This window comes from Candidatus Jettenia sp. AMX1 (assembly GCF_030263775.1).
GTDB classification, from domain to species: domain Bacteria; phylum Planctomycetota; class Brocadiia; order Brocadiales; family Brocadiaceae; genus Jettenia; species Jettenia caeni.
Genome location: NZ_SZPP01000049.1, coordinates 1 through 24,693 on the forward strand (window position 1 = coordinate 1; position 24,693 = coordinate 24,693).

Here is a 24,693-nt window from a genome sequence, read left to right on the forward strand (position 1 = left end):
TATGATGAAATTAGGAATGCCGGAAAGTTATGCGATCTCATAAATTGCATACTACAGGGAAAAACTGCTTTTTTATCGGATTTGTGCAACAAAGCCGTTATAATCTACAAGTGTTGCATGCTTGCCAAAGTCATGAAGCCACAACATACAGATTGTCCACTCGCCTTCACCAGGTTTGAGTAGCAGAATCGATGGTAACGGCCAGGGTGGCTCGCAGCCAACCGAACTTTGTCTTCATGAAATCAAAATCGGGTCCGGTTGTTATAAAGGTCGCCTTTCCTTTGATCAAAAAACCGGCGCCTGCCCCATGCAAGCCCTTAACCTTGCTGCTTCCCAACGTAATCAGCACATTGGGGTTATAGGCAATGTTAGCCTCTGTCTTATGCATGTAACCTGCAGGAATGAACAAGCGCCCGTCTGATGATATTCTGATGTAGTTATTCCAGGTGTTGACCATATGCGGCCCATCCTTTCCCAAGGTCGCAATGGCAACAACCCCATCCTGTTTCATAATTTCCAGCAGTTTTTCCGGGATCATTGTGATTATCTCCTGTTGTTTGGTTTGTTGTTCTATCTAACCACGCGCTTAACCTACAACATGGCTTGTCCGCGTTGAAGCGATCGTTATGCGTTTCATATATAATATTTCTTGTTTGCCAAATTTATATTTTCTTATTTCCATTTTTTAAAGAATATTATTACAAAAGTGAAGAAGAATTCAAGTTTTTTCGGCTCTTCCGGGGAAGAATGGGGCCGAATCGTTCCAGGTTATCCGTTATCAAAGAATTGATGTTTTAGTAAATTTTTTGACATAATTTGTACTAATTTTGTGCTAAAATTAATCCAGGAGACATGTTTTGTGGCGTTTATGCATAATTCCTGCTTCGCCCGGCACGTGATTATTCAACCAAAATAACTATGATAATAAGATTGGACTGCACATATGGACAAAAATATCTAACGGTAGTGCCGGCGCAGTTCAGAGGCGTATTTGGTGCCAACAATATCGGCGTTATACGTTAACCAATCACCCAATCGCACATGGCCTGTTGGCGGATTTTTTGAGATGAGAAGATTCGACATCAGCCCATAGATTTCCTCTTCGGTTAATATCACATCGTTAACTATGTAGCCAATTAATTTTGAGAAAAAAAGTACCGTCTTCGGTTTCAGGTGGACAATGATTGCCTTACTGTGAATCTTATTGGCAATGAGCTTAACCATTTCATTGAAGGAATAAATCTCCGGACCGACTGCATCTATCATCATATTTTCTCCATGTTGACCGGCCTCCACGGCGATATTTGCCACATCTTCCACAAACACGGGTTGCAGCTTATAATTACCTGATCCTGCAATAGCAAATAGGGGAAAATGCCGAAGGATCCAGGCTATATTGTTGATAAGGATATCTTCGTGCCCGAAGAGTACCGTTGGCCGGATAATGGCATAGGATAATTTTGATTGGCTTATAACCTTCTCAAGAATTCCCTTTCCGCGAAAATAGGCGAAAGGGGATTCCTCAGAGGCGTTTGTGATGCTGATATGCACAACCCTGCGGATATGTGCCTCTTCTGCTGCTTCCATAAGGATCTTCGTATTCGCAACGGCCGTATCGAAGGTAACTTCACCACGCGAGAAACGAAGCCAGTAGGTATTGTACAGGGTCGCAGCTCCCCGCAAATTTCTGGTCAGTTCGCCTTGATTGTCAAAATTGAACGGTACAGCACTTACCCTGTTCCCGAAAGGGTTTGGGCGTGTGGGATGTCCGGTAATGGTTCTGACCTTTTTCCCCAGAGAAAGGAGTCTCCGGGTTATATATTTACCGGTATAGCCAAATGCGCCCGTCACTACATCTAATTCTTCGGAGGCTTCCATAAATTTGTTTTTGGTAATTACTCAAAATAAGGTGCCAAACCTAACCTGAGAGCTATCTAAATTTGAGTAACTGTGTTTTTTGTCTGTGTTGTGAATAATTATGTTTCTTCAAGAGCTACTCTCAATTGACGATACTTTGAGTAATCGTAATCCTGTTAATACGACAAAGGCAAGAAAGAAAAAAAAGGCAACCCCTCTGGCCGTTCCAAGAGGAGCCCAAATAAGTCTTCCCGGTATACCAAAAAGATACATCGAACCAACAATAATACCCAGCCATCCTAACCACTCTGGAAATACAGGCGAAGTTGTACGTATCATTCCGAGACCTGACAGGCCTACCCAGCCTATGAATCAGGTAGCGCCAAAGACACAATACATACCTTTGCTATAAGCCTCCTCCACCCTGTATATCACATCGGCGGCGGCTCTCTGCATTTCGCTTCCGCTGACAAAAATCTTAGCTAAAACCCCCGAAATTGCAATACATCGTAAAGGACTCAAGATGCCCAAAATAAGAGCTACAATACCGGCCATGAATCCTAGTGAAGCTAGTGTGGGCTCATCCTTCCAAAGACCTTTCAAGACCGCCAGAAATAAAGGAATAAAGGCGTGTGGAATAATGGTAATTATCCACCATACAATTGGCCACTCAACAGACCTCTGGTCTATCATGGTCAATATCTGACTGGGCTGGTCGCTTTTAATGGCACTGCCAAACCGAAACCATAAGTACATATAAGAAGAAAGGGTAATAGCGGCATACAGGAAAGAGGAGATGCTGCCGATAGTATACAGAGTAAGTTTTGCCATAGAGGAAATCCTCAAAAGAGGTACATTTCTCTTTAATTATTAATTGCGGCGCTTCTCCATGCGCTCCAACGAGGAAAACCTTTATCGTCGCGAAGCACCATCCTTTTATCCCCTTTCTTTATTTCAGAGGCAATAATGGCAGACTCTCCATCAAGATTAATTCTTGAGCCTGTAATCTCAATAGTATCGCTTGGTTCAACCGCCAGATCCTGATTTTCAACGTACCATTCAGGGCCTAAATGGATAGGAATTATTTCCTTGCCATTTTTTACCATTACACATATCCCCTGGTACATTCCCCGTATCGGCGTAATTACATGTATACTGGCAGCTTTTCCTTTAATGATTTCAACCGTTTTTGGATTATACATCCTGCTATATTTATTTTCTACTCCCCAACCACCGCTTCCTCTTAAGTTAATTTCTCGTGGAATAAACAACTTAGCTGATAAAAAAAGAGTAAGAAGAGAAATAATAATGATTAATATTCCTTTTTTCTTCATTTTAACCTCCTTTTAAGGAAAATTAATGCCTATTATAGTAGATTCTTATATTGATTTATATTTCTAAACTCTGTTTTACTTTATAGAGTAAGCAATATTAAGCAACATGCTTGCCAAATATTCTTAAAATGTTTAGGAATTTCGAAGTTAGCCACGAATATTCACGAATAAACACGAATACCAGGAAAAGAAAAGATTCGTGCTCATTCGTGTTTATTCGTGGCTTAAAAAGAGTCGCCGAAGGCCTCTCTTATGAATTGTAGGGTGAGGAGTCCTTCTTTGCTCCTTCATGAGGGTTACAGAATCACACCCAAATTTTTAATGCTTCTTACCGGAGCTATCATCGTTTTTTGCCTTAAAATGTACATTATCATTTACATCATCTGCCGGTATAACCTGCCCCCTGATTTCTCCGAGTGGAAAAGACCCACTGTGAATATTGATATAGAACAATCCATTTTTCAATAGATCTCTTTGCTTTTTCCTTAGTGGGCCTACACACCCATTTTTAGGACTCCCAATAGGGCTTACTTTTGGAGTAATATCAAACACAATCGGTGCATTTTCCCCTGGTCTTGCAGGGGCATGGAAGTGGGCCGCTGTCTCAGTTCCAACTAATTTGTCATTCGTAAAGGATATTGAATAGCAGAGCATGTTTGTTTTTTCATCCAAAGTCATAAATGCTACTCCAAATGCATTACTGTTATTATTGGGACGATCCGGATCAGGAACTTCCTGTCCGCCCGTTAAAAGGGCGGTAAATATCCTTAGTTCCTTACTATTATCGTGATCCTTTGCTGATCCAACTGCGGCAAAAATTAACAAAAATCCAATTATTAAAGTCATTGTAAATAATGACATTTTTGATCTTACTGTGATAATGCCTGAAACGTTTCTCTTATCTTTTGCCATTTTTACTACTCCTTCCTGTTTGTCTTATGTGTTTTTGGAGGTAAAGTGCATTGTTAGTAAGCAAAATTAACACCAAACTAACATAGTTTTGATAATTTTATCTAATACACTACTCTTAGAACAACTTGATGTATAGGAATCTCAAAATGATTCTGTAGTATCAAAGCGCGCCTTGCCACTACTGTTATAGAAGTCGCCGAAGGCCTAATCAAATGTATGGAAATTTCAAACGTGTTGACTCCCCTTTAATCCCCCTCATGGAGCTTATCATTACCCACATCTTTAGGATACCATGAAGAGACGTCTCTCCGGGAGGCGCCTCTCTGGAAATTTTTATGCTCTGTAAGCTTATTCCCGGGTGGCGCTGACAAACCCTGTTTGTCAGTGTGATATATCCCATATCCACAGGTGTATTCGAACAACACGGACAAAAGACCCTCGTTCAAGACGTACGGGGACATGGTTTGTCCGTACCACCCTGTTTAGTCTTATTGCACTACCCAAATTTACCTCTCTGACTTGTGGGTAAAGATAAGTTTAAAAAAGGAGAACGAGGGATTTCCTCCTTTTTTAAAGGGGGATCAAGGGGGATTTTAGCTTGATGCATATGGAGTGAAGAGGATAGATCAATGCCGGGGAAATAGATATTTTAATTCGCCGAAAGGCCTATTTTAAATGTTTAGGAATTTCAATTCTGTAGGGCAACCCTTTCGGGTTACTATCCCGGTGTACATGTTCTGGCGGAGAAGCAAGGCTAAAGTCTTGCCCTACATCTAAAATGTATGATTGTGCATACAGCGTTTCAATATATTTGCTTAAATAATGATAAAGCAAATATCTATGATTTGTTTTATGTGTTTATAAAAATATACGGTATGAATGTTATTCCATTCGTTGCTTAATGCTGACCCAAAAGAAAACAAATTTATATGATTCAGGCCACCGCTCATGATTTTTCCCTATTTTTATTGATGATTTTCATGGGCTAAGCGTTTCGGTGTGTTATCCTGAAGTGAAGCGGAAGATGTATTACGAGGCTGTTTCCATTGCAAATAGTATGCTAACAAATCTGATGGAGATTGTCCTAGTACGACAAAGCGAAATACCGTACACAGGTTCCTTATCGTAGTAAAAAGCGGCCCAAGAGGTTTCCAGTGTCGCGGATGTACGTGTAACTTTTCATTTATTGCCGTGGGGGGGCATATCCGTGCTAAACGTCGGGACAGGATTACATCTTCCAGGCAAGGGACCTGCGGGAAACTGCCGCATTGAAAAAATAAATCGCGGCGAACCACGATGGCTTGATCGCCGTAGGGAAGTTTTAGTATTCGTCCGCGAAATTCGTTTCCTATTTCTATAAGCCGGAACCAGAACGATGGGTCTGATATTTGTTGTTTAAAGAATCCCCACATAAGGTCTGCAGAGCGCAAAAAGCCAGGTAGCTTTCTTATTGTTTCAGGGCTTGGCCGGCAATCTGCATGGAGAAACCAGAGCCAATGTCCTCGTGCGTATTGTGTCCCGGCGTTCATTTGTTGTGCACGACCGGGAGCACTTCTCAGCCATCGGATGTTAAAACCGCGCGCCACGACATCGGAACCGTCGGTAGACCCACCATCAACTACGATTACTTCAAGTTCTCCTAAGTTAGGAGCACAGGAGAATGCACGAAGGGTTTCTTGTAACTGCCATCGATCATTGAGCACCGGGATTATAACAGACACGTCGGGTTTTAATGCTGCCTCAAATATTTTGAAATTTTCTGCGGTATCTACATCGGTCTCCGGATCAAGGAGGGCTACTGATAAATTTTTTGCCTTTGCCTGCTGTAGTGTTTGCCCAAAAACTTTATCTGTGCTCCAGGTAATATTTTTGAACAGGTTCTGCTGAAAAGAATTTGTGCCAATAAGTACATACCCTCCATCTGTTGATGGAATAATTGCAATATCAAATTGTTCCAGATGTCCGATAGCTTTCTGCATTTTTTCTGCAGTTAAGCCGGGACAATCTGTGCCAACAGCAAGAACAGTTCGAAAGCCTATTTCAAATGCCTTGCGGAAGCCATACTCCAATCGCTGTCCAAGATCCCCTGTGGGTTGAAGCCATGTATCATGCGCTCCCTGAAGCCAGTTGGAAATTTCATGGCGATCAGCGCCATCTGCATATACAATGACACTCGCTTGGCCTTGTTCTTGTAGTTTGAGAAGTTCCCGGTGTGTTCCTTGTGCCATTTTGCAGTAAATCCGGCATGCTTCTTCATTGCCAAATTCTACCGCCAGTCGTGTTTTTACCTGGCCGGGATTTGGATATTTTGCAAATTCAAGAATAAGTGTACTGGCTGTCTTATGGTTCGGCGAACAAACAGCGTACCGACCGATGCACAAAATACTTTTAAAGCCCGCCCTCAAAATACCCCTGAGCGTTCCGCTAATTCCTGGATATTTCATGTTCTCTCTTGAGTATTGAGTAATGTATAATCCGAGTCTCTGCATCTTCTTTTGTGAAATGGAATATAATCCCTTCAGCAACAACTTCCCGGATCACAGCAAGAAGTGGTATCTTCATTCGCCGTAGTATATTTATCACCCTTTGTTTCATGCGGAGACCTGGCTATTATCTCGTTGGTACACGGGAAAGGCTGGGCCTTTTCTGCTGAGACTTCCTCTCGCGGCCTTATGAACTCAAAGTGATTTGCATATGGCTCTTGTTCAAGAATGCGGAATGTTTTACGGCATACAGCTATGCGAACGCCGCGCGGGTACTCATGACCATCGTCATCGGTGACGTTTCGGAATGGTCCTTTGTATACGACGGCCTCTTTATGGTCCCAGCACGGCCCTTCTTTTCCTTTGTAAGCCAATACGGTAATACTTCGAAACTCGATTCCCTTAACGGTGCGCCATGGTCTCTCGTCACGTTTATCAATGGTGATTCCGTAAAACCCTGCATCCTCAAATGCCCTGAGAAATTCATACTCCTGAAGCGCTCCTGAGACACACCCACTCCACAAATTTGTATCCTGCTGAAGCTCGATAGGTATCGGTGCATCTGATACGATATCACTGATTGCCGCGCGCCCGCCTCGCTTCAGTACTCTGTAAATTTCCTTAAAAAGAAATGGCTTATCTTTGTGATTAACCAGGTTAAGAACACAGTTGCTGATTACCGTATCAATCGATTCATCCGGAATCATAGGAGATGCCACGCTCATATGCTGCACGTAAGATTCAAATGCAGAAAGATCCGCTTCGTTTCTTACAGGATTTTGCTTTAACCATGCATCAAGTAAGTCCCTATCGATACGCAAATCCTGTATTTTCCCTTTCCTGAACTCAACGTTGCCATATCCTAAACATTTCGAGACCTCGATGTTTGCTTTGCGCGCAAGGACAAGCATCTCGTCGTTCATATCAACGCCAATTACTCTTCCGGATGAACCAACAACCTGGCTCGCAATAAAGCAGATTTTTCCGCCGCCGGATCCCAGATCAAGAACTGTTTCTCCCCCGGTCAGATATTTAGACGGGTCACCACAGCCGTAATCACGATCCAGTACTTCTTTAGGAATAACTTCCAGATATTTGGGATTGTATGTTACCGGACAGCAAAGTGATGCTTCCTTCTGCGCTGCAGCAGCGCTATACCGCTCCCGAACCGCTTGTTCTGTTATCATAAATAATAGCCTCTTATCTCCTTCAGTAATGAATTAACGAGCCGGCACAACTGCTCCCTGCTCCGGCAGTACAGGCAAAACAATGGGTTGAGGTAGCAATCGGGCCTTCACTAAACTCTTCAAAGGACTCAATATTCCACAGCGTCCTCTGTTTGCCCCCGATGGGAATTTCAAGCATCTGATTAAAATCACAATCGTACAACTGTCCGTTCCATCCAATAGAGATGAGCGTTCTGCACATCACCGTATCCACTGTTTGAGGATTAAATGCGTTAGCCAGGAGTTCTCTATAGCGCTCTTTCTGTCCTGTGCGCTCCAGATACTCCTCCCATCGGTGGATTGACATATTTACGATTACATATAAATGATTGAATATAATTCCGAATTGTTTCCATAATTCCGTCTTGTATTGCTTTTCCAGTTTTTCCTGTGATGGCGGAAGAAAAGCCCCGCCCGGGTTAAAGACCAGATTGAGTATCAACCCGCTTCCTTCCCGGCCATACCCCAGGGAGTTAAGTTTTTGTATTGCATCGATACTCTTGTCAAAGACGCCTCTCCCGCGTTGTTTATCAACATTTTCCCGGGAATAACAGGGTAACGATGCAACCACCTCAACCTGATTATCTCGCAGGAACTCTGCTAAATCCTCCTGTCCTCTGATGGATAGCACGGTAAGATTGCACCGGTCCATAACACGCCGTCCCAGAGAGCGGGATCGTTTAACCATAAAGCGAAATGATGGATTCAGTTCCGGAGCGCCCCCTGTGAAATCCACAAGTTCTATAGATTGAGTATTTGCCAGCAGGTCTAATATCCGGTCCGCTGTCTGTGCCGTCATTATCTCGGTTCTCTTCGGACCAGCATCCACATGACAGTGCTCGCAAGCCTGATTGCATAATTTCCCAGCGTTTATCTGAAGTGTTTTCAGGGTCGTGCGTTTCAGGTGGATATCGCACGGCCTCATTATCTGCGTATGGTTATTTGGTTTTTGCAATGTGTTTGAAGCTTTCATGCATAGTCTTCCAATCTGTTAGCATAGTTCAACAGGGTCGAACACGAGGTTCTTCCCTACGAATCATTTTACCAGGTATCAGTTTTATTTTTGCCGATCTTTCAGCAATGTACCCAGTTCATCTTCAAGTTCTTGTTCTGATACGTAGCCAGTATGCTGGTTAATCATGCAGCCATCTTTATTGTAAATAATAGTAGTCGGATAAGCTTCGAGATTATATGCGGGACCGATATCACCACCGCTAAGGTAAATGGGATAATTTATATTCAATTTTTTTATGAACGGAGGGACAACCTTTGACCCGTTTTCATCAAAGGCAATACCAATAATTTCCAGACCCTTATCCTTATATTTTTTATAAAGACTGATAAATCCCGGTATCTCTTTCCTGCAGGGCGCGCACCATGTTGCCCACAAATTAAGAACTATCACCTTGCCCTTATTGTTCTCGAGTAAAGTATGTAATTCCGCAAGTTTTATCTCCTTCATAGTATCTTCCGCATAGGAAGTTTTTGAAACAGCCATTAAGATCGTTGCAAATAAAAAAGTAAAACAGAGATATCCCGCTATTTTTTTATTCATAAAGTGCTCCCTGTGTGAAAAATATCCGTAAGATAATGTAAGATCTCAACCTCAAAAAATCTTTCTACTTTAAGATGTAGGGCAAGGCTTTCGCCTTGCTTCCCCGTTTGAATAAGTGTCAGGCTGGCAACCCTGAATGGTTGCTCTGCAAAATTGAAATTATTATACATGCAAGGTAAAGAAGATTGATAGATACTAGGGTAAATTGTAGTGCCCGTATATTTATTTCAGACCTTTTAAGATCTGCAGAAATTCCTGAGCATTGACAAAGCCTGTAATAGTTTTGTCCTTAAGTACCGTTCCGTCTTTATTGACAAATACTACCGTAGGCAGGCCTACAATTCCATATTTATTCCAAAGCTGTTTAACTCTTGGGTCGTTCGTATTAGTGCTATCAATCTTGATATTTACTAATGTTTTTAATTCTCTGATGACCTCCGGATTTGTATAGGTAAGCTTATCGAGCTCTATACAGGCCGCACACCACGATGCCCAAAAATCAATCATTGCCATCTTGTTACTTGCTTTGGCTTGTTGTAGTCCCTTCTCTTCATCGAATATCCAATCGATCTTCTCCTTTGTTGTTTCTACCTGGCCGGGTGTTGATGTTGAGAAAGGTGGTAAAATAAACCCCCTGATTATGAGATGCCCTACAAGGAAATACGTCCCGAAGATAAAGGCTATAAGACCAAAGGCCCTTCTTGCTCGCTGGGAGGTAGTGCTCTTGCTGGTCAATCGGTCAAACCCCCCTGAAAACACACTGGTAATAATTAAAAACAATCCCAGAATAATGATAAAGATGTTTTCTGATATAATGAATCTTGCATAATACAAGGCAACTCCAAGTAAAAGTAATCCAAATATCCTTTCTACGGTTACCATCCATTCACCCGATTTTGGCAATGTCTTTATAGCGCCTGAAAAGGTTCCCAATACAATGAGAGGCACTCCCAATCCCCAGGCAAAAATAAAGAGCATCCAGAACCCCAGGAATTTATTTCCTGTACTGGCAATATAGACCAATAGACTGGCGAGTACGGGGCCGATACATGGCGAGGCAACAATTCCCGAAATTAACCCCATAATGAAAACTCCAACAAAACCTTTTCCTGTCTTTGTTCCCAGCCTATCAGAGATAAAGGATGGGACTCGCAAGGTATAGAGTCCGAACATACTCAGGGCAAGCGCTACAAACACCGCCACCACGAAGCCTATGATCCAGGGACTTTGCAGGGCTGTGCCAAATAATGCTCCGGTAGAAGCAGCAGCAACACCCAGAGATGCATAAACAACAGCTATTCCCAGAACATATATGAGTGAAAGAAGAAGCGCCTTCAGGGGTCTTCTTCCCGATGCTTGATCGGCAGCTGCTTGCCCTCCAATTATGGCAACGGTGATTGGTATCATGGGGTATACGCATGGGGTAAAGCTTAAGCCTATGCCAGCTAAAAAAATAAGAATCAGGGATACAAAAAGTCCTCTGCTCTCAAGGGTCTTTTGAAAGCCATCAGGCTCAGCTTTTTCCTTTGGCCGGGAGGCCGGAAGCGCTGGCTTTTTTCCCTCTGACAATACCGGTGTGCCTGAACCAGGGGATTCCACCTGTGCTGGCATGGTAAGCTCCTCTATCTTGGGAGCAAAGCACATTTTATCGGAACACCCCTGATAATGTACTTTAAGCTTTATATGGTATGGACCAGGTGGAGTATCCTTTGAAAATCGGAGGAATGAGTTTATCTTTACTTGGTCCTCGTAGATTTCCACTTCTTTCTCCAGGAATTGATCGTACTTAACTTTTCCCGCAGGAAGTGTTGCAGAGGTTACGGTAAATTGGGAGGGATCTCCGCTTTCTACTTTGATTTGATCTTTATAGATATAATAGTTGGGCGCTATTGTAAAAGTAATCGTAACAGGTATAGGGCTATCTGCAGAAATGTGATCCTTTAAAAGATCTCCCTGCAGTTTAAAGGGAGAGGTTTCTCCAAAAGTTACCAGGGGATATAAGAGTGATATGAAAATAAGAGCGAAGAGCCTTTTGATAGGAAAACCAGTATTCATAGCAGAGTCTCCTTGTCAGGTTTTGAAATAAGGGGGAATTATGTATATATTTTTATAAAGTTAATTTCATGCAGAGGAAATTCAAACTAACTGTGGAGTGGCAAGGCGCGCCTTGCCACTCCTGTTATAAAAGTTACGTGGGGCAACCCTTTAGGGTTGCTCTCTCCCGTATGCACGTTCATGCGGGGAAGCAAGGCGAAAGTCTTGCCCTACGTTTTGATAAGTCGTTTAAGATCAAAGCAAAGGCATCTCTTTATGTCCTACAACAATACCTTTTCCCGTAATAGTAAACTGCCTGGCATCTTCTTCTAAATTATATCCGATGCGTTTTCCGTCAGGAACCGTTACAAATTTATCAATTATGGCTTTCCTGATTTTAACATTTTTACCAATCCTTACCCCTTCCATTAAAACTGAATCCAGGATTTCAGAATGGGAATCAATTCTTACATCGGGAGAAACGACCGATCTTTCCACGTGAGCGCCGCTGATGATGCATCCGTTGGATACAAGAGAATCCAGAACCTTAGCGTATCTCCCTCCGGGAAACGATTCTGAGAACACGGTCTTTGCCGGGGGAAGTTGTTCGTGATAGGTACGAATAGGCCAACATTTATCATAGAGATTAAAAATAGGGTCTATCTGGATAAGATCCATATTGGATTCCCAGTAAGAGTCAAGGGTCCCTATATCTCTCCAGTATTTCACTGCTTTATTATTTTTGTCATTAAAAACAAATGCGAACACCCTGTCTTTATTGATCATTGAGGGGATTATATTTTTCCCAAAATCATGGTTCGATTCTTTTTTGGCGTCGTCAACTATGCGTTTTACCAATATCTGTGTATCGAAGAGGTAAATTCCCATAGATACAAGCGCCACTCCGGGATTTGAGGGGATGGGTTTCGGGTTGGCTGGTTTTTCATCAAAATCTATAATTTGTTGTTCGTTGTTTATTGCTATAACCCCAAACCTGTTTGCCTCGCTTACGGGTACTTCAATGCACGGTACCGTAAGGTCTGATTTTTTCGCTATATGGAATTCTATCAGCTCACGATAATCCATTTTATAGATATGATCACCAGCTAAGATCAAAACCTTCTCAGGGCGTTCTCTTTCGAGAACATAGGTGTTCTGATATACGGCATCGGCTGTTCCCTGATACCACATATCGTATATTCTTTTTTGAGGAGGTACGTTCTCGATAAACTCGCCTAATTCGCTGTTAAATATATTCCATCCAATCCTTAAATGCCTGTCCAGGGAATAAGATTTGTATTGTGTTAATACACAAATCCTCCTCAGCATCGAATTGATGCAGTTGCTCAAGGTGAAGTCAATGATACGATAAATACCACCAAAAGGGACCGCCGGTTTTGCTCTGTCTTTTGTTAAAGGATAAAGCCGTTCTCCCTGTCCTCCTGCAAGTATCATTACAAGCACTTTTTTCAGCGTGTTAGAATCTATATTGAATTCCATAATCTCCTCTATTCAAACTAACGTATTAATTCCTTTATCTTTTCTTTTAATTCGTTCAAATCTGATGACTTAATAATATAAGCATCGGCTGACCATGACGCAAATTTGTTTTTATAATTGCTATAAGCGGTATTAATAATGATAGGCACATTCCTCCGCTCACCTAAAATTTTACCAATGGATTCGATACCGTCCATCTTGGGCATTTGAATATCCATGATAATCAGGTCTGGAGAATAATCCCGCGCCTTGCTTACTGCTTCACAACCATCCATTGCCGTAATAATATTGTATCCTTCTAGTGACAACTCATTTTTATAGAGTAAGAGTTGGTTTTTATCATCTTCTACCACAAGAATAGTTTTCATAAGACACCTCTTTATAAAATTATCCATATTCCTTAATATATATCGTAAGGAAGGAGAAAAAGCAAATTAAGAAAATGGAATAGAAGCCGATTTTTAATGTAACTCAGAATCACAGGGTTTTTGGGCATGCCGGTGCATATAAAGCACTGAATTGCCACATTCAGCACATACTGCAATCTTTTCTCGTTTCTCCATATACTTTACCAATACGGTAACAAATGCTGCATGGCTCCAGGTTAAAGGAGATACGGATAATGGTTCGTTGGTATATGGGTTAACCTGTTCAGCGAGGACACCAGAGGCGAATGCCCTGTCGACAACCCACTCCACAATAGACAACACGCTGTTTAGCTCAGTCAAATTCCTCGCCTTCGCAATCTCATAATCTGCCAGCCACAAGGTACAGATAAACCAGGGGTTTCCAGGTATACGCTCGATATCATTACTGACCTGATGATAATAATCATTCGTATACCTGGCAACTCCACCCACAGAGGTTTTTACCCGCAGCTCCTCTTTAACGGCATTCATAGTTGATGCAATTATTGATAATTCCGGGCTGAATACATCGAGGGTAACAAGTCCAAAAAGACTTGCATCTGCCGTCATGTCGAGTTCGTACCCTTTTAAGGTCTTCGTGCCCATCCTTGCAAACCGCTCTTCTTTCTCCTGATAAAAATACGTTATCAGGGCATTTTTCATGTTGTTTGCGATATCATAATATTTTCTGCCATATTCTTGCTCGCCGAATGCACAGGCAAAGTTGCCTGCAGCCCGGAGGCCTGCGATTACGGCTGATACGGTAAAGGTATGCACTCCGTAACGCTCTTCCCATAAATCATATGAACTAAGCGGCAAGCCTGTTTCTTCATCGCGAAACCTAACCATAAATTCTGCGGTATTGATTATGAGGCTTTTGTACAGAGGTTTCACAAATTCAATATCCCTGAATTCATGATAATGATTCCACAATGCCCAAATAACCAGGGCGATCCCATCCTCCTGAATGGGAAGGCTCTTTTGGTTATCCTTCAGCCAGGGGTGCCACGAGCTGGCAAAAGATCCATCTGGATTATACTTATGGAGGAGGTAGCCTTCGGCAGAAAGAACCTCTGCGCAGAATTTAAAAAATTGTTTCGTGACATCCATATACCCACACTTAATAAGGGCATATGCAACCAGGGCGCCATCCCGTGGCCACATATAAGAATAGGTATCTCTTCCCATGCTAATAATATCAGAATCATTTGCAGCAATAATGGCACCGTGTGCATCAATTTGTGTCCGGATAATCAGCAGGCTTCTTTTAAAAAAGGAAACAATTTTTTGGGGAAGATCATAAAAGTTAATCATCTCTTTATTGACCCATAGTTTCCAGTAATTTTCCGTGCGACGGATTAACTCTTCAGGTGTTTTTTCCCAAATTATCTTGTTTAATCTCACGACTTCACGGTGTTTTGTTCCTGCTGCAATCCAATAATGTGCTACATTTTCACCGTATGCCTTTACTTCGAGATTAATACCAAGGGTAGAATCAACCGAACCCTGAGCAATAGGATTGCCACTTAATTTGCCATCTTCTGCGTCCCTCCATGTTCCTTCAGCGCCCAATACTTCCTTGATCCCGGTAGCAAAATGATCTATGCCGCATTTATTCGGATCGCAGCAATTAATTAAAAAATATCGTTGTGCCTTATAATGAATGACTGCTCTTGTATCCGGATCGTAATAGGCCGTATCCCCAACTTCATTTCCATAAATATGAAAATCGTGATTAAAAAACAGCCGTATTTCCCGATCTCTTCCTTCCAGATTTCTTACGATAATTTCTTTCACAAAAATATTCAAATGGAAATCTACCGTATCATACATCTGGAGTTCAATCTTCAGCCGGTTATTTTTTGCCTTTACATCAGTCACTAAGGTGTCTTCTTTATAGTTTAATATCTTTTGCCATTCGCTATTTAACCAACTAAATTGGCCATCGACCCAGACACCCATCCTCGATGGATGTCCAATACTGTGATTTTCCTGTCCTACGTGAGGATAATAGAAATCTCTGATCTGATATTCCCGGTCAAAAGCAACCAACATTGAACCATTTCCTACAGGGATGTCTCTGGGCATATACTTTCCTTGAATTATTATAATATTATATAGCTACTTTCCCATGAATTCTTCAATAATTCCATCATGAGATCGAAATAATTGTTTATTATGGTCATAGAGTTCGCGGATTTTCTTTCGTCAGTTTGCTGGCAGCTGTTCGGTCCACAAGAAATACAAGCCTTCCTTCCACTGGTTGGATTAGTTGGGTGGGGAGACGGCTGGGCTCGTAGGCGCCTTCAACCACTTCTTTTAGGATAGAAGCCTTTGGCTCTCCCGAAATGAGAAACATGATATTGCTGGCATAATTAATTACCGGGGCCGTTAGTGTGAGGCGGTATGTGTGAAGCTTCTCTATATAATTGGCAACGACCAGACGTTTCGTTTCCTTAAGTGCAGCCGTTCCCGGAAAGAGAGAGGCCGTATGTCCGTCATCACCCATGCCAAGGAGAACCAGATCAAACCGTGGATACTCTCCTGTTTTTAGACGGAAGAATGTTTTTAGCATGTGCTCGTATTCTTGTGCTGCACGGTCGTGATCTTCCTGTTCGGCTGGCATTCGATGAATATTCTCTTTTGGAATCGGAACTTTGCTGAGCAGTGAATCGCTTGCCATGCGAAAATTACTTTCCGGATGGGTTGGAGGCACGCATCGCTCATCGCCCCAGAATACATGTATTTTCAACCAGGAAACCTGATCGAGATATCGGTTGCTGGCGAGTAACGTATAGAGCGCCTTGGGTGTTGAACCTCCAGACAGCACACCCGTGAAGAACCCCTTCGCCTGTATTGCTTCCCTTGTCCGGGAAATAAATTCTTCTGCTACCCTGCGGCTTAATTCATCAAGATTCGCTACAATCTGGATTTCATAGTCATCGGAAGCCATAACCAAATTTCTTTCTTCAGGTTACTGTGGATCATAAACTTACACGAGTACATGAGGCCTTCAGGAGTAACTTCGCTGGTTTAATCGTTCTCGGTTGAACCAGCCTCAAGGATATTGCCGTTTTTTGCACAAGCTCTTTAGGGGTGGGTAAAAGGCCGTTAGGTTTGCTTTTTAAAACCCACCCTAATGTAAACTATCGAATGATTTATGAGGTGCACTTTCTCCACTCCCGCCCGTCTCTTGCCATTAAATCATCGGCTTCTTGCGGCCCCCAGGTTCCGGCGGCATAATTGGGAAATTTCCGATAAGGGAGCGCTTTCCATACGTCCTGGATTGTGGATACCACGCTCCAGCCTGCTTCAACCATATCAGCTCGTTGAAACAGGGTTGCATCTCCCAGCATGCAATCATAGAGCAACCTCTCATGTCCGGTGCTCGGTGTGCTGCCAAAATAGTCTGCATAGCGAAATTCCATATCGACGGCGCCCATTCGTACGATTGGGCCTGGTATTTTAGCTCCGAAGTTTAACGAAATACCCTCGTTAGGCTGGATATAAAGTACCAGTAAATTAGGTTTCAAGTGCTCAACAGCCGTCTTGCGAAACAGCACAAAAGGGGCGCTCTTAAATTGAATGGCAATTTCGGTAACACGGCAGGGAAGCCGTTTTCCCGTCCGAAGATAAAAAGGAACGTTTGCCCAGCGCCAGTTGTCTATATACAGCTTTAATGCTACGAATGTTTCAGTATAAGAGTTAGGAGAGACATTCTGCTCCGACCGATAAGCAGGCGTCCTTTGTTCTCCAACAATGCCTTCGCCATACTGCCCTCTTACGGTATACCTGAGGACTTCTTCCGGTGATATATATTGAATAGCGCGTAAAATCTTAACCTGCTCGTCTCGTACTGCATTTGCCTCAAAGGAGATAGGCGGTTCCATTGCCGTCAAGGTAAGCAACTGGAATATATGATTAGGCACCATGTCGCGTAAAGCCCCTGCGTTATCGTAGTATCCGCCGCGTTGTCCTACGCCAATACTCTCGGCAACAGTTATTTGTACATGATCGATGTAACGCCTATTCCAAATAGGCTCAAAAATGCCATTGGCGAAGCGAAATACCAGGATATTTTGCACAGTTTCCTTACCAAGGTAATGGTCAATGCGGTAGATTTGACTCTCGTTTAGTACCTCTCTGATTTCCTGGTTAAGGGCACGCGCAGAATCCAGATCGCGTCCGAAGGGCTTCTCAATTATGACCCTTCTCCAGTGGCCGTTCTCTTCACGTACAAGTCCGGCAGAGCCGAATTGCCGGATAATTCGAGAAAAGAATTCAGGGTCTGTTGCGAGGTAATACAGATAATTTCCCTGTGTGCCATGCTTTTTATCCACATCTGTCAATAAATTCTGAAGCTGTTGGTAGGCATTTGGATCCTGGACATCCCCTGGCAGATAATAAAGTCGCTGGACAAGCCAATTCCACAAATCAGGATCAAGCTCACCCATGCCAAGCTCTTTCATATCCTGGCTAATCTTTTCACGGAATTCTTCATGACTCATTTTGCGGCGGGCGAATCCGACAACCGCAAATTCTCTAGAGAGCAAGCGCTCTCTTGCCAGGTTATAGAGCGCAGGGATGAGTTTACGTTTAGCCAAATCGCCGGAAGCGCCAAAGATAACCATGATGCAAGGGTTACTTATTCGCCCCAGCGGCTCAATAACTTTACTCTTTTCGTCTCCGAATACCATCATATTCTCCCTATACTATACGATATTTACCACGGATAATCTATTACTATCCTTTCACAGGATATTCAACATGGCCGCCAAACTTAAACCGCATGGCTGATAGCAGCTTTTCGGCAAAGGTATGTTCCTGCCGCGAGCGAAAACGGGTATAAAGTGCAGCAGAGAGTACATTGGCTGGCACACCTTCTTCAATGGCCGCCATAATTGTCCACCGCCCTTCGCCGGAATCTTGTACAAATCCTGAGTAGTCAGATAGCGTTGGATTTTCCAGAAGCGCCATTGCCGTCAGATCAAGAAGCCACGACCCGACAACACTCCCTCGTCTCCATACCTCGGCAATATCAGCGAAATTGAAGTTATATTGACAATCTTCGGGTAGATTTTCCGAATTTGCGTTTTTTAGTATATCGAAACCCTCCGCATAAGCCTGCATCATACCATATTCGATACCGTTGTGGATCATCTTGACAAAATGACCAGCGCCATTTGGACCACAGTGAAGGTAGCCATGTTCGGCTGTGCTTTCTGTGTTTTCACGTCCGGGGGTACGGGATATCTCTCCGCGTCCTGGCGCAAGGGTTTTGAAAAGGGGCAGGAGGTGTTTGACAGTATCAGTTTCTCCCCCAATCATCAGGCAATAGCCGCGCTCACGTCCCCAGATGCCGCCGCTTGTGCCTACGTCGACATAATGAATCCCTTTCCCTTTCAGGAGCTTTGCACGGCGCACGTCATCTTTGTAGTAAGAGTTGCCACCATCGACGATAATGTCGCCCGGCTCCATGCGCTCTCCCAATGCTAATACCATCTGTTCGGTTGGATCACCGGAGGGAACCATAATCCACGCTACCCGCGGCTTGCTGAGCTTGCTGACAAATTCGTCCAGAGATGTTGTTCCGGTTGCCCCTTCGTTGATGAATTCTTTTACTTTATCGGGGGTCCGGTTGTACACAATACAGCGATGTCCTCCGCTTATTAAACGCCGCACCATGTTTGCTCCCATTCTTCCCAAACCAATCATACCCAATTGCATAGCGAATCCTCCTTTCAGAACAAAATTAGACAGGTGAAAATATTTTTGAAGGATTCATAGCTCCTTCTGCTTCCCATGTATCGTTTGCTGGTGATATCGTTTCTCCAGTACACGAATTTTTTCCAGTCTGCGGCGGTGTCGTTCCTCGCCGGTAAATTTAGCTCCCACAAACGCCCGAACAAGTTCTCGGGCCAAATCACGCCCGACCACGCATGCCCCGAGCACAAGAATATTCATGTCGTCGTGCTCTACCCCCTGATGAGCAGAGTAGGTATCGTGGCAGAGCCCGGCGCGAATGTCAGGTATCTTGGTTGCTGCCACGGAAGCCCCAACACCGCTACAGCAGATGAGAATACCACGGTCGGCGCGGCCTTCTCTTATGGCAATCCCAACAGCTTCGGCAAAATCAGGATAATCTACAGATTCGGTGTTGTGTGTGCCCACGTCCACGACTTCGTATTTTAGTTCACGCAGATACATGATAAGGTTTTCCTTCAACATGAATCCCTCATGGTCGGCTCCAATAGCAATCCGCATATCTTATCTCCTCTCTCATAAGCTCTGATCTTGTATAGTTTAGGATGTTTTTTGTCGCTTCTTACTATGATAATCCCCCTTGATCTCCCTTTGAAAAAAGGGGAAAATGTGCAAGTGTTTAGAAGGGGGATTACGTATTTCCATAATACTCCCAAGATACTCATGAAAGGGTAAAAATTCAATTACTAAATTCATAGCACGCTGAGCAAACATCATTACGGGCATCGTTGCCGATTGCCCATCAGCCACTTTACATGAAATTTATCCACCAGCAGAGGACCAGTCTTTACGGAAATCCGGATAAAGGGTAAGTCCGCCGCAGGCGTATATGGTTTGGCCGGTAATATACGAAGCATCATCCGAAGCCAAAAAGGCAAATACAGCAGCAATTTCTTCAGGGGTTCCGGAACGACCCATAGGAATATGTCTTTCTACTTCCGCCCGTCGATTCGGGTCATCAGTCCAGGCTTTATTTATGGGAGTAATGATTGCCCCAGGACCTACAGCATTGACCCGTATTCCTCTGTCCGCATATTCCAACGCCAGGGTCCTGGTTAGATTTCCCATGCCACCTTTACTAATGGCGTAACTGAGATAGTTAGGTTTAGGAATAATTTCGTGAACGCTGGAGTTGTTGAGGATTACCCCGCCTCCTTCGCGGGATAAAAAATGCTTTATTGCCTCACGGGCACATACATAAGCGCCGCGAAGATTAACTGCTATAACCTTGTCAAAATTTTCCATGGTGGTCTCGTGGCTTACACTTGATTTCTGGATACCTGCGTTGTTTACCATGATATCCAACCTCCCCCATTCTTTTATAACTTCATGGAACATCCTTACCACATCATCCTCTTTTGATACATCGCCCTGAACCGTGAGATCCTTACAGCCAAAGCCCTTTACCGATAGACAAATATTTCGGATAGTAGACAGGACATCTTCAACTTTTTCATCATCTTGACGATAATTAATAGCGACATTTGCGCCCTCTTGTGAAAATCGGGCAGCAATAGCATAGCCAATACCTGAGGTTGCGCCTGTTATCAGAGCATTTTTTCCTTCTAATCTTCTCATGTTTATTATCTCCAAAAATTATTTTGATACGGTATTCCTGGTAGTTGCATCAGGGTATTATAATGATGTTCTATAGCTTCCGGAGGCTGGAGAGAATTCAGAGGAAAGGCTGTTGTAATTTTTATTTGGTCTGCAACTGTTTTGAGATTCTGCCGTTTACCATGAGAACCGATTATCCAAACCAGCGTATTAGCTTTCTGGTAACTTTGGGAATCCATCCTGAGAACAGCTTTTCGGCATAGTATTTATCCGTTGTCCTTTTCACAGCCAGAACAAATGTTGGATAGACGTGGGTCGCATTGGAAATATTTCTCACCTTTAAGTTATTCTTCATTGCCAGAATAAACTCATGCGCCATTTCCCTGCCTTATGGGGCAAGAACATGGGCGCCTAATACCATGCCTCTGTTGGTGCAAAGAATCTTAACAATCCCCTTCTCTTCACCTTCGATAATTGCCCTGTCTAAATCTTTTATATCATACGTATATACTTTTATCCGGTGGTATTTTTTTCGTGCCTCATCTTCAGTTAACTCTTATCCTTCATTATCATAGGTCTGATTCAGCAATATACTTGCCAAAGGATTCTTAGTGTAGAGATTTAAAAGCCGCTGCCAAAGGTAGCTTAATGTAAATGTGTAAACGGTGAAGAATAACAAACCAGCCGTAATCCCCCTTAGTCCCCCTTTAGAAAAGGGGGAAATCCCTCGTTCTCTCTTTTTTAAAGGGGGGTTAGGGGAATTAGAAGGGAATATGGACACACATTGCTCTTTCTCCAAGGGGATACCTCCTTTTTCATGGACAATATTCTTAGCTTGATGCATATGAGGTTAAAGCCTCGCCCTACATTTACGCGTTTTTGTAATGGTTATTTGTAATTTGTTTTATGGCTTCCCGATCTTTATATCATCATAATAAGCGGTAACTGATTCTCCTGTATTGTCCGTATCCGTCATGATAGCTATTCCCCCTACAAGCGGTGGCTCTTCCCTAAAAACCTTCTTAAAATCTTTGTAAACATTCCTTTGTTCTGTAACCCATTTTCCTATATTTTCGCTTCCGCTTTCAACTGCAACTATAATTGATTTTGAATGAAACGGGCTTGGAAAATATTTTCCTTTTATGAGCTTGTTTGCCCAGACGTAGTTAATGCTCCTTGTTAATAACAAAAACCAGGAGGGAAATATAACATATATCCTTGCTGCGCAATCACCACCCCCCTTAGTCATTACATTGCCTTTTTTAATAATGTTTGTTACTTTCCATCTCCACGTTAATACAGGATATTCCTTAAGGTTATATTGATATCGATAAATTAAAGCCGATGCCGAGTTTGTGCTTTCAGCTTTTAATACGTGATTGTTTTCTGTTTTGATAATGCGGTATTGAGTCTTTCCGTGGATCGCCCTGCTTCTCCATTGAGGTTTTAATCCATGCTCAAAATCTTCAATAAGTATAGTTTGCTCAGCGGTACACTGTGTGGAGATGCCTGTAATCGCTATGATGAACAGGATTGCTGATAGGAATATTTTCATATAATTTACCTCTCATTAAACAGATTTACCGTATTGGATTTTTTCTGCCTTTTATTGCGTTTCAGGAGAGTTATGTATTAAATTTGGCTATTGGGATTTTTCGGACGGTTCCCATTCATTTTGAATTGGACATGGGATTGAGCTTGTACTTTGAGATGGAAACGTACCAGGTGTTTGGATTCAATTTAAGACGATGGAACCAGCCAGTTTCATTGCCTATATATCATAAGACGGATAGGCCAAGTGTCTATATGTTAGCAATATGCTTGCCAAAAGGATTCTTAATGTAAAATTATGATTCAGAGTAAGGAAAGTAAGAGGCTACACTACGCTTCTCATGCAACTTTTTCTATAGGTAGAGAACAAGAATGGGTATCAATGAAAAACAATACTCTTATGATATGTATGCCGGGGACGGCGCTGACATTATTTATTTACAGTAAGAGGAAGAGTGTAACATGTTACAGATATGTGTCATTACGAGGGTGCGATATGCTACATTTATCATTTGAGTAACTATGGAAAATGAAAGGGAATGTATTAATATACTTCCATCATCCATGGAATATCTTCGCTGGCAAAGCGAATAGTGGTTTCCGTCATATAGTTATACTCTGTCCGGAATTGCTCGTAATGAGATAGTTCCATGTTAGCAAGCGTACGGAAGACTTCCCGGTCACTCGCATGTGTTGAGACCTCACAGGCATTCCTGTAAAATTCATAAGCCCTTCGTTCTGTATCCATAATGATTTTAATGGCCTCAGCAAATAGTGCCGTTTTGGCTGGAATTTCAGGCCGTACAATCTTAAGTTCCGTTGTTTCCGGCAATACAGGCATGTGTTGAAATTTCTCCTGATACCAGGATTGCAGGAACTCGTAGTGTTTCAATTCGATAGCAGACATGATTTCGAATTTGAGGCGTGCACCCTTGTCTTTCATCTGAAGCGCTAAATTTAAATAGAATTGATGGGCTTTCTTTTCTTCTGAAAGGGCTGTTTCTAAAATACTTTTAATATCGTTTGACATAACATACCATGGCTGAATAGATTGAAATTTGATTGAACAGAAACAGAGAGATTATATCTCAATTGAAAATTTTGTTACTTTTGGTTTTACCAATCTATCGAAGTCCCTATATGCCATCATAATAAGTTCCCTGTGAGAACCGGCATTGAATGCTATCTCCTCACCTTTAGACAATGTTTCATCCACAAAAACATCCATTCCATAAAGATTGCCGAAAGGTGGCATGGCGCCAATTTCACATAAGGGAAACAGATCCTTAAACTCCTTCTCATTGGCTATCGCTACATTGCATGATTCTACAACATTCTTCAAAAGATCGAGGTTTACCCTCCGTGAAGCAGGAAGAACGCACATGGCAATTTTTCCGCCGATTTTAGTTATAACCGTTTTAGCAAATTCTCTCCGGGGAATATGAGCAGATTTTGCAGTCTCTTCAGCAGTAAAAATGCGGGAGTGGCTGATGGTGATATACTTAACATTATGAGAATCTAAAAATTCTTTTAAGCGTTTTACTGGCATAAAACCTCCTTTCTCCTGGTCATTATGATACATATTTTTTTGATTATGAGTACAACCTGTGATTTTAGAAATTTAAGCGGGAAAGCAAGGCCAAAGCCTTGCCCTGCATTTTACCTATTCCCCATAGGGTGATTACCGCCATGTCTTTAGCAGACCAGGTATTTTTAAAGCTGTTTACCTATGGAGAAAGCCTTTCCGAGGTATTCACCGACTCCATAATAGGCGCGGATATCAGGTGCATATAACATCGGGTGTAATTTTTCCATATCGATCGATCCGCCTTCTCCAAGTACAGATTCTTCAGCTTTGACATCCAGGATCTCGCCAATAAATTGAGTGTGCAATCCTATTTCAATGGTATGTGTTAGTTTACATTCTAAAACAAGAGGAAATTCTTTAATGTAAGGAGCGTCTGCAAGATCGCTTTTAACAGGAGTAAGTTTTGTCGTGGCGAATTTATCCTCTTTGCCTCCAGAAGCAATCCCAAAATAATCTGCCTCCTTTGCATGGGTTTGAGAAGGGATGTTTACGGTAAAGGCCTTCCGTTCTGTGATATTCCCATACGTATACGTTGCTTTCCGAAGGGAGATTGCGATGCTTGGCGGACTGGAACAGCAAAGACCACCCCATGCAACGTTCATTGCATTTGGTTTTCCAGCCTTATCATAAGTTCCGATAATAAATACCGGGGTTGGATATACTATGGTCTTTGCGCCTAAAGACTTTTTCATGTTTTTCCTCCGTGTTTTAAGAAATTATTAAAAAGTTTCTGCATTCCTACTGTCTTGCTCTACTGTATAGTTACAATTGATGAATTCCAGTGGATCGCACAAGATAATTGTATTACAACTATTTATGGTTTCCCAGGGCTTTGTTGCACAAATCCGATAAAAAAGCAGTTTTTCCCTGTAGTATGCAATTTATGAGATCGCATAACTTTCCGGCATTCCTAATTTCATCATACG

General features: G+C 42.6%; 26 protein-coding genes and 1 pseudogene. 1 reads left to right on the forward strand and 26 read right to left on the reverse strand.

What is annotated here, in order from left to right; all coding sequences use genetic code 11:
* The coding region (locus FBQ94_RS14115) for a hypothetical protein (protein WP_285442205.1) at positions 1-183 on the forward strand (183 nt) is incomplete at its 5' end.
* Here the strand turns inward: FBQ94_RS14115 and FBQ94_RS14120 are convergent.
* The 26 genes and pseudogenes from FBQ94_RS14120 to FBQ94_RS14240 all read right to left on the reverse strand — a co-directional run bounded on the left by FBQ94_RS14120 (position 167) and on the right by FBQ94_RS14240 (position 24,459).
* On the reverse strand, positions 167-538 hold the full coding sequence (locus FBQ94_RS14120) for a pyridoxamine 5'-phosphate oxidase family protein (protein WP_007220455.1): 372 nt from the start codon (positions 536-538) through the stop codon (positions 167-169). The genes FBQ94_RS14115 and FBQ94_RS14120 overlap by 17 nt on opposite strands.
* A 419-nt stretch (positions 539-957) precedes the next feature.
* Positions 958-1,878 (reverse strand): SDR family oxidoreductase, encoded by a 921-nt coding sequence (locus FBQ94_RS14125; RefSeq protein WP_007220454.1) that lies wholly within the window; start codon positions 1,876-1,878, stop codon positions 958-960.
* Positions 1,879-1,986: 108 nt separating this feature from the next.
* The gene (locus FBQ94_RS14130; protein WP_007220453.1) at positions 1,987-2,196 is read right to left on the reverse strand and encodes a hypothetical protein; all 210 of its coding nucleotides are present in this window, start codon (positions 2,194-2,196) and stop codon (positions 1,987-1,989) included.
* 33 nt (positions 2,197-2,229) lie between these two features.
* Positions 2,230-2,688 carry a hypothetical protein gene (locus FBQ94_RS14135; protein ID WP_007220452.1) on the reverse strand — a complete coding sequence of 153 codons (459 nt, stop codon included), beginning with the start codon at positions 2,686-2,688 and terminating at the stop codon, positions 2,230-2,232.
* A gap of 32 nt (positions 2,689-2,720) precedes the next feature.
* Complete coding sequence (locus FBQ94_RS14140; protein WP_007220451.1) at positions 2,721-3,191, reverse strand: MamS/MamX family magnetosome protein; 471 nt, start codon at positions 3,189-3,191, stop codon at positions 2,721-2,723.
* A gap of 318 nt (positions 3,192-3,509) precedes the next feature.
* Positions 3,510-4,103 (reverse strand): CHRD domain-containing protein, encoded by a 594-nt coding sequence (locus FBQ94_RS14145; RefSeq protein WP_007220450.1) that lies wholly within the window; start codon positions 4,101-4,103, stop codon positions 3,510-3,512.
* A gap of 245 nt (positions 4,104-4,348) precedes the next feature.
* Entirely contained in the window at positions 4,349-4,564 is a 216-nt protein-coding gene (locus FBQ94_RS14150) for a hypothetical protein (RefSeq protein WP_285442206.1), read from the reverse strand.
* Positions 4,565-5,068: 504 nt separating this feature from the next.
* On the reverse strand, positions 5,069-6,547 hold the full coding sequence (locus FBQ94_RS14155) for a TIGR04283 family arsenosugar biosynthesis glycosyltransferase (RefSeq protein WP_007220448.1): 1,479 nt from the start codon (positions 6,545-6,547) through the stop codon (positions 5,069-5,071).
* A 74-nt stretch (positions 6,548-6,621) separates the two neighbouring features.
* Positions 6,622-7,773 (reverse strand): DUF8838 domain-containing protein, encoded by a 1,152-nt coding sequence (locus tag FBQ94_RS14160; RefSeq protein WP_007220447.1) that lies wholly within the window; start codon positions 7,771-7,773, stop codon positions 6,622-6,624.
* A 22-nt stretch (positions 7,774-7,795) separates the two neighbouring features.
* The gene (arsS, locus tag FBQ94_RS14165) at positions 7,796-8,785 is read right to left on the reverse strand and encodes an arsenosugar biosynthesis radical SAM (seleno)protein ArsS (protein WP_007220446.1); all 990 of its coding nucleotides are present in this window, start codon (positions 8,783-8,785) and stop codon (positions 7,796-7,798) included.
* Positions 8,786-8,869: 84 nt separating this feature from the next.
* Positions 8,870-9,367: a TlpA family protein disulfide reductase gene (locus FBQ94_RS14170; protein ID WP_007220445.1), complete on the reverse strand. Its 498-nt coding sequence runs from the start codon at positions 9,365-9,367 to the stop codon at positions 8,870-8,872.
* 222 nt (positions 9,368-9,589) lie between these two features.
* Positions 9,590-11,422: a protein-disulfide reductase DsbD family protein gene (locus FBQ94_RS14175; RefSeq protein ID WP_007220443.1), complete on the reverse strand. Its 1,833-nt coding sequence runs from the start codon at positions 11,420-11,422 to the stop codon at positions 9,590-9,592.
* A gap of 234 nt (positions 11,423-11,656) precedes the next feature.
* Positions 11,657-12,901, reverse strand: a complete 1,245-nt coding sequence (gene glgC / locus FBQ94_RS14180; RefSeq protein WP_007220442.1) for a glucose-1-phosphate adenylyltransferase — start codon at positions 12,899-12,901, stop codon at positions 11,657-11,659.
* 17 nt (positions 12,902-12,918) lie between these two features.
* Entirely contained in the window at positions 12,919-13,269 is a 351-nt protein-coding gene (locus FBQ94_RS14185; RefSeq protein WP_007220441.1) for a response regulator, read from the reverse strand.
* Positions 13,270-13,362: 93 nt separating this feature from the next.
* Positions 13,363-15,396 carry a glycoside hydrolase family 15 protein gene (locus FBQ94_RS14190; protein ID WP_007220440.1) on the reverse strand — a complete coding sequence of 678 codons (2,034 nt, stop codon included), beginning with the start codon at positions 15,394-15,396 and terminating at the stop codon, positions 13,363-13,365.
* Between the two features lie 94 nt (positions 15,397-15,490).
* On the reverse strand, positions 15,491-16,261 hold the full coding sequence (gene pgl / locus FBQ94_RS14195; protein WP_007220439.1) for a 6-phosphogluconolactonase: 771 nt from the start codon (positions 16,259-16,261) through the stop codon (positions 15,491-15,493).
* A 205-nt stretch (positions 16,262-16,466) separates the two neighbouring features.
* Positions 16,467-18,005: a glucose-6-phosphate dehydrogenase gene (gene zwf / locus FBQ94_RS14200; RefSeq protein WP_007220438.1), complete on the reverse strand. Its 1,539-nt coding sequence runs from the start codon at positions 18,003-18,005 to the stop codon at positions 16,467-16,469.
* A 46-nt stretch (positions 18,006-18,051) separates the two neighbouring features.
* The gene (gene gnd / locus FBQ94_RS14205; RefSeq protein WP_007220437.1) at positions 18,052-19,035 is read right to left on the reverse strand and encodes a phosphogluconate dehydrogenase (NAD(+)-dependent, decarboxylating); all 984 of its coding nucleotides are present in this window, start codon (positions 19,033-19,035) and stop codon (positions 18,052-18,054) included.
* A gap of 54 nt (positions 19,036-19,089) precedes the next feature.
* The gene (gene rpiB / locus FBQ94_RS14210; protein ID WP_007220436.1) at positions 19,090-19,572 is read right to left on the reverse strand and encodes a ribose 5-phosphate isomerase B; all 483 of its coding nucleotides are present in this window, start codon (positions 19,570-19,572) and stop codon (positions 19,090-19,092) included.
* A 261-nt stretch (positions 19,573-19,833) separates the two neighbouring features.
* On the reverse strand, positions 19,834-20,649 hold the full coding sequence (locus FBQ94_RS14215; protein WP_007220435.1) for a glucose 1-dehydrogenase: 816 nt from the start codon (positions 20,647-20,649) through the stop codon (positions 19,834-19,836).
* A 172-nt stretch (positions 20,650-20,821) separates the two neighbouring features.
* Positions 20,822-21,007, reverse strand: a complete 186-nt coding sequence (locus tag FBQ94_RS14220) for a hypothetical protein (RefSeq protein ID WP_007220433.1) — start codon at positions 21,005-21,007, stop codon at positions 20,822-20,824.
* A 9-nt stretch (positions 21,008-21,016) separates the two neighbouring features.
* Positions 21,017-21,169 (reverse strand): annotated as a pseudogene (locus FBQ94_RS17540) (oxidoreductase dimerization domain-containing protein); the annotation flags it as partial.
* Positions 21,170-21,532: 363 nt separating this feature from the next.
* On the reverse strand, positions 21,533-22,183 hold the full coding sequence (locus FBQ94_RS14225; protein WP_007220431.1) for a DUF3047 domain-containing protein: 651 nt from the start codon (positions 22,181-22,183) through the stop codon (positions 21,533-21,535).
* Positions 22,184-22,723: 540 nt separating this feature from the next.
* Positions 22,724-23,209 carry a ferritin-like domain-containing protein gene (locus FBQ94_RS14230; protein WP_007220430.1) on the reverse strand — a complete coding sequence of 162 codons (486 nt, stop codon included), beginning with the start codon at positions 23,207-23,209 and terminating at the stop codon, positions 22,724-22,726.
* A 51-nt stretch (positions 23,210-23,260) separates the two neighbouring features.
* Positions 23,261-23,728, reverse strand: coding sequence for an aminoacyl-tRNA deacylase (locus tag FBQ94_RS14235; protein WP_007220429.1), 468 nt, complete (start codon positions 23,726-23,728; stop codon positions 23,261-23,263).
* A 164-nt stretch (positions 23,729-23,892) separates the two neighbouring features.
* The gene (locus tag FBQ94_RS14240) at positions 23,893-24,459 is read right to left on the reverse strand and encodes a flavin reductase family protein (RefSeq protein WP_007220428.1); all 567 of its coding nucleotides are present in this window, start codon (positions 24,457-24,459) and stop codon (positions 23,893-23,895) included.
* Between the last annotated feature and the right edge of the window lie 234 nt (positions 24,460-24,693).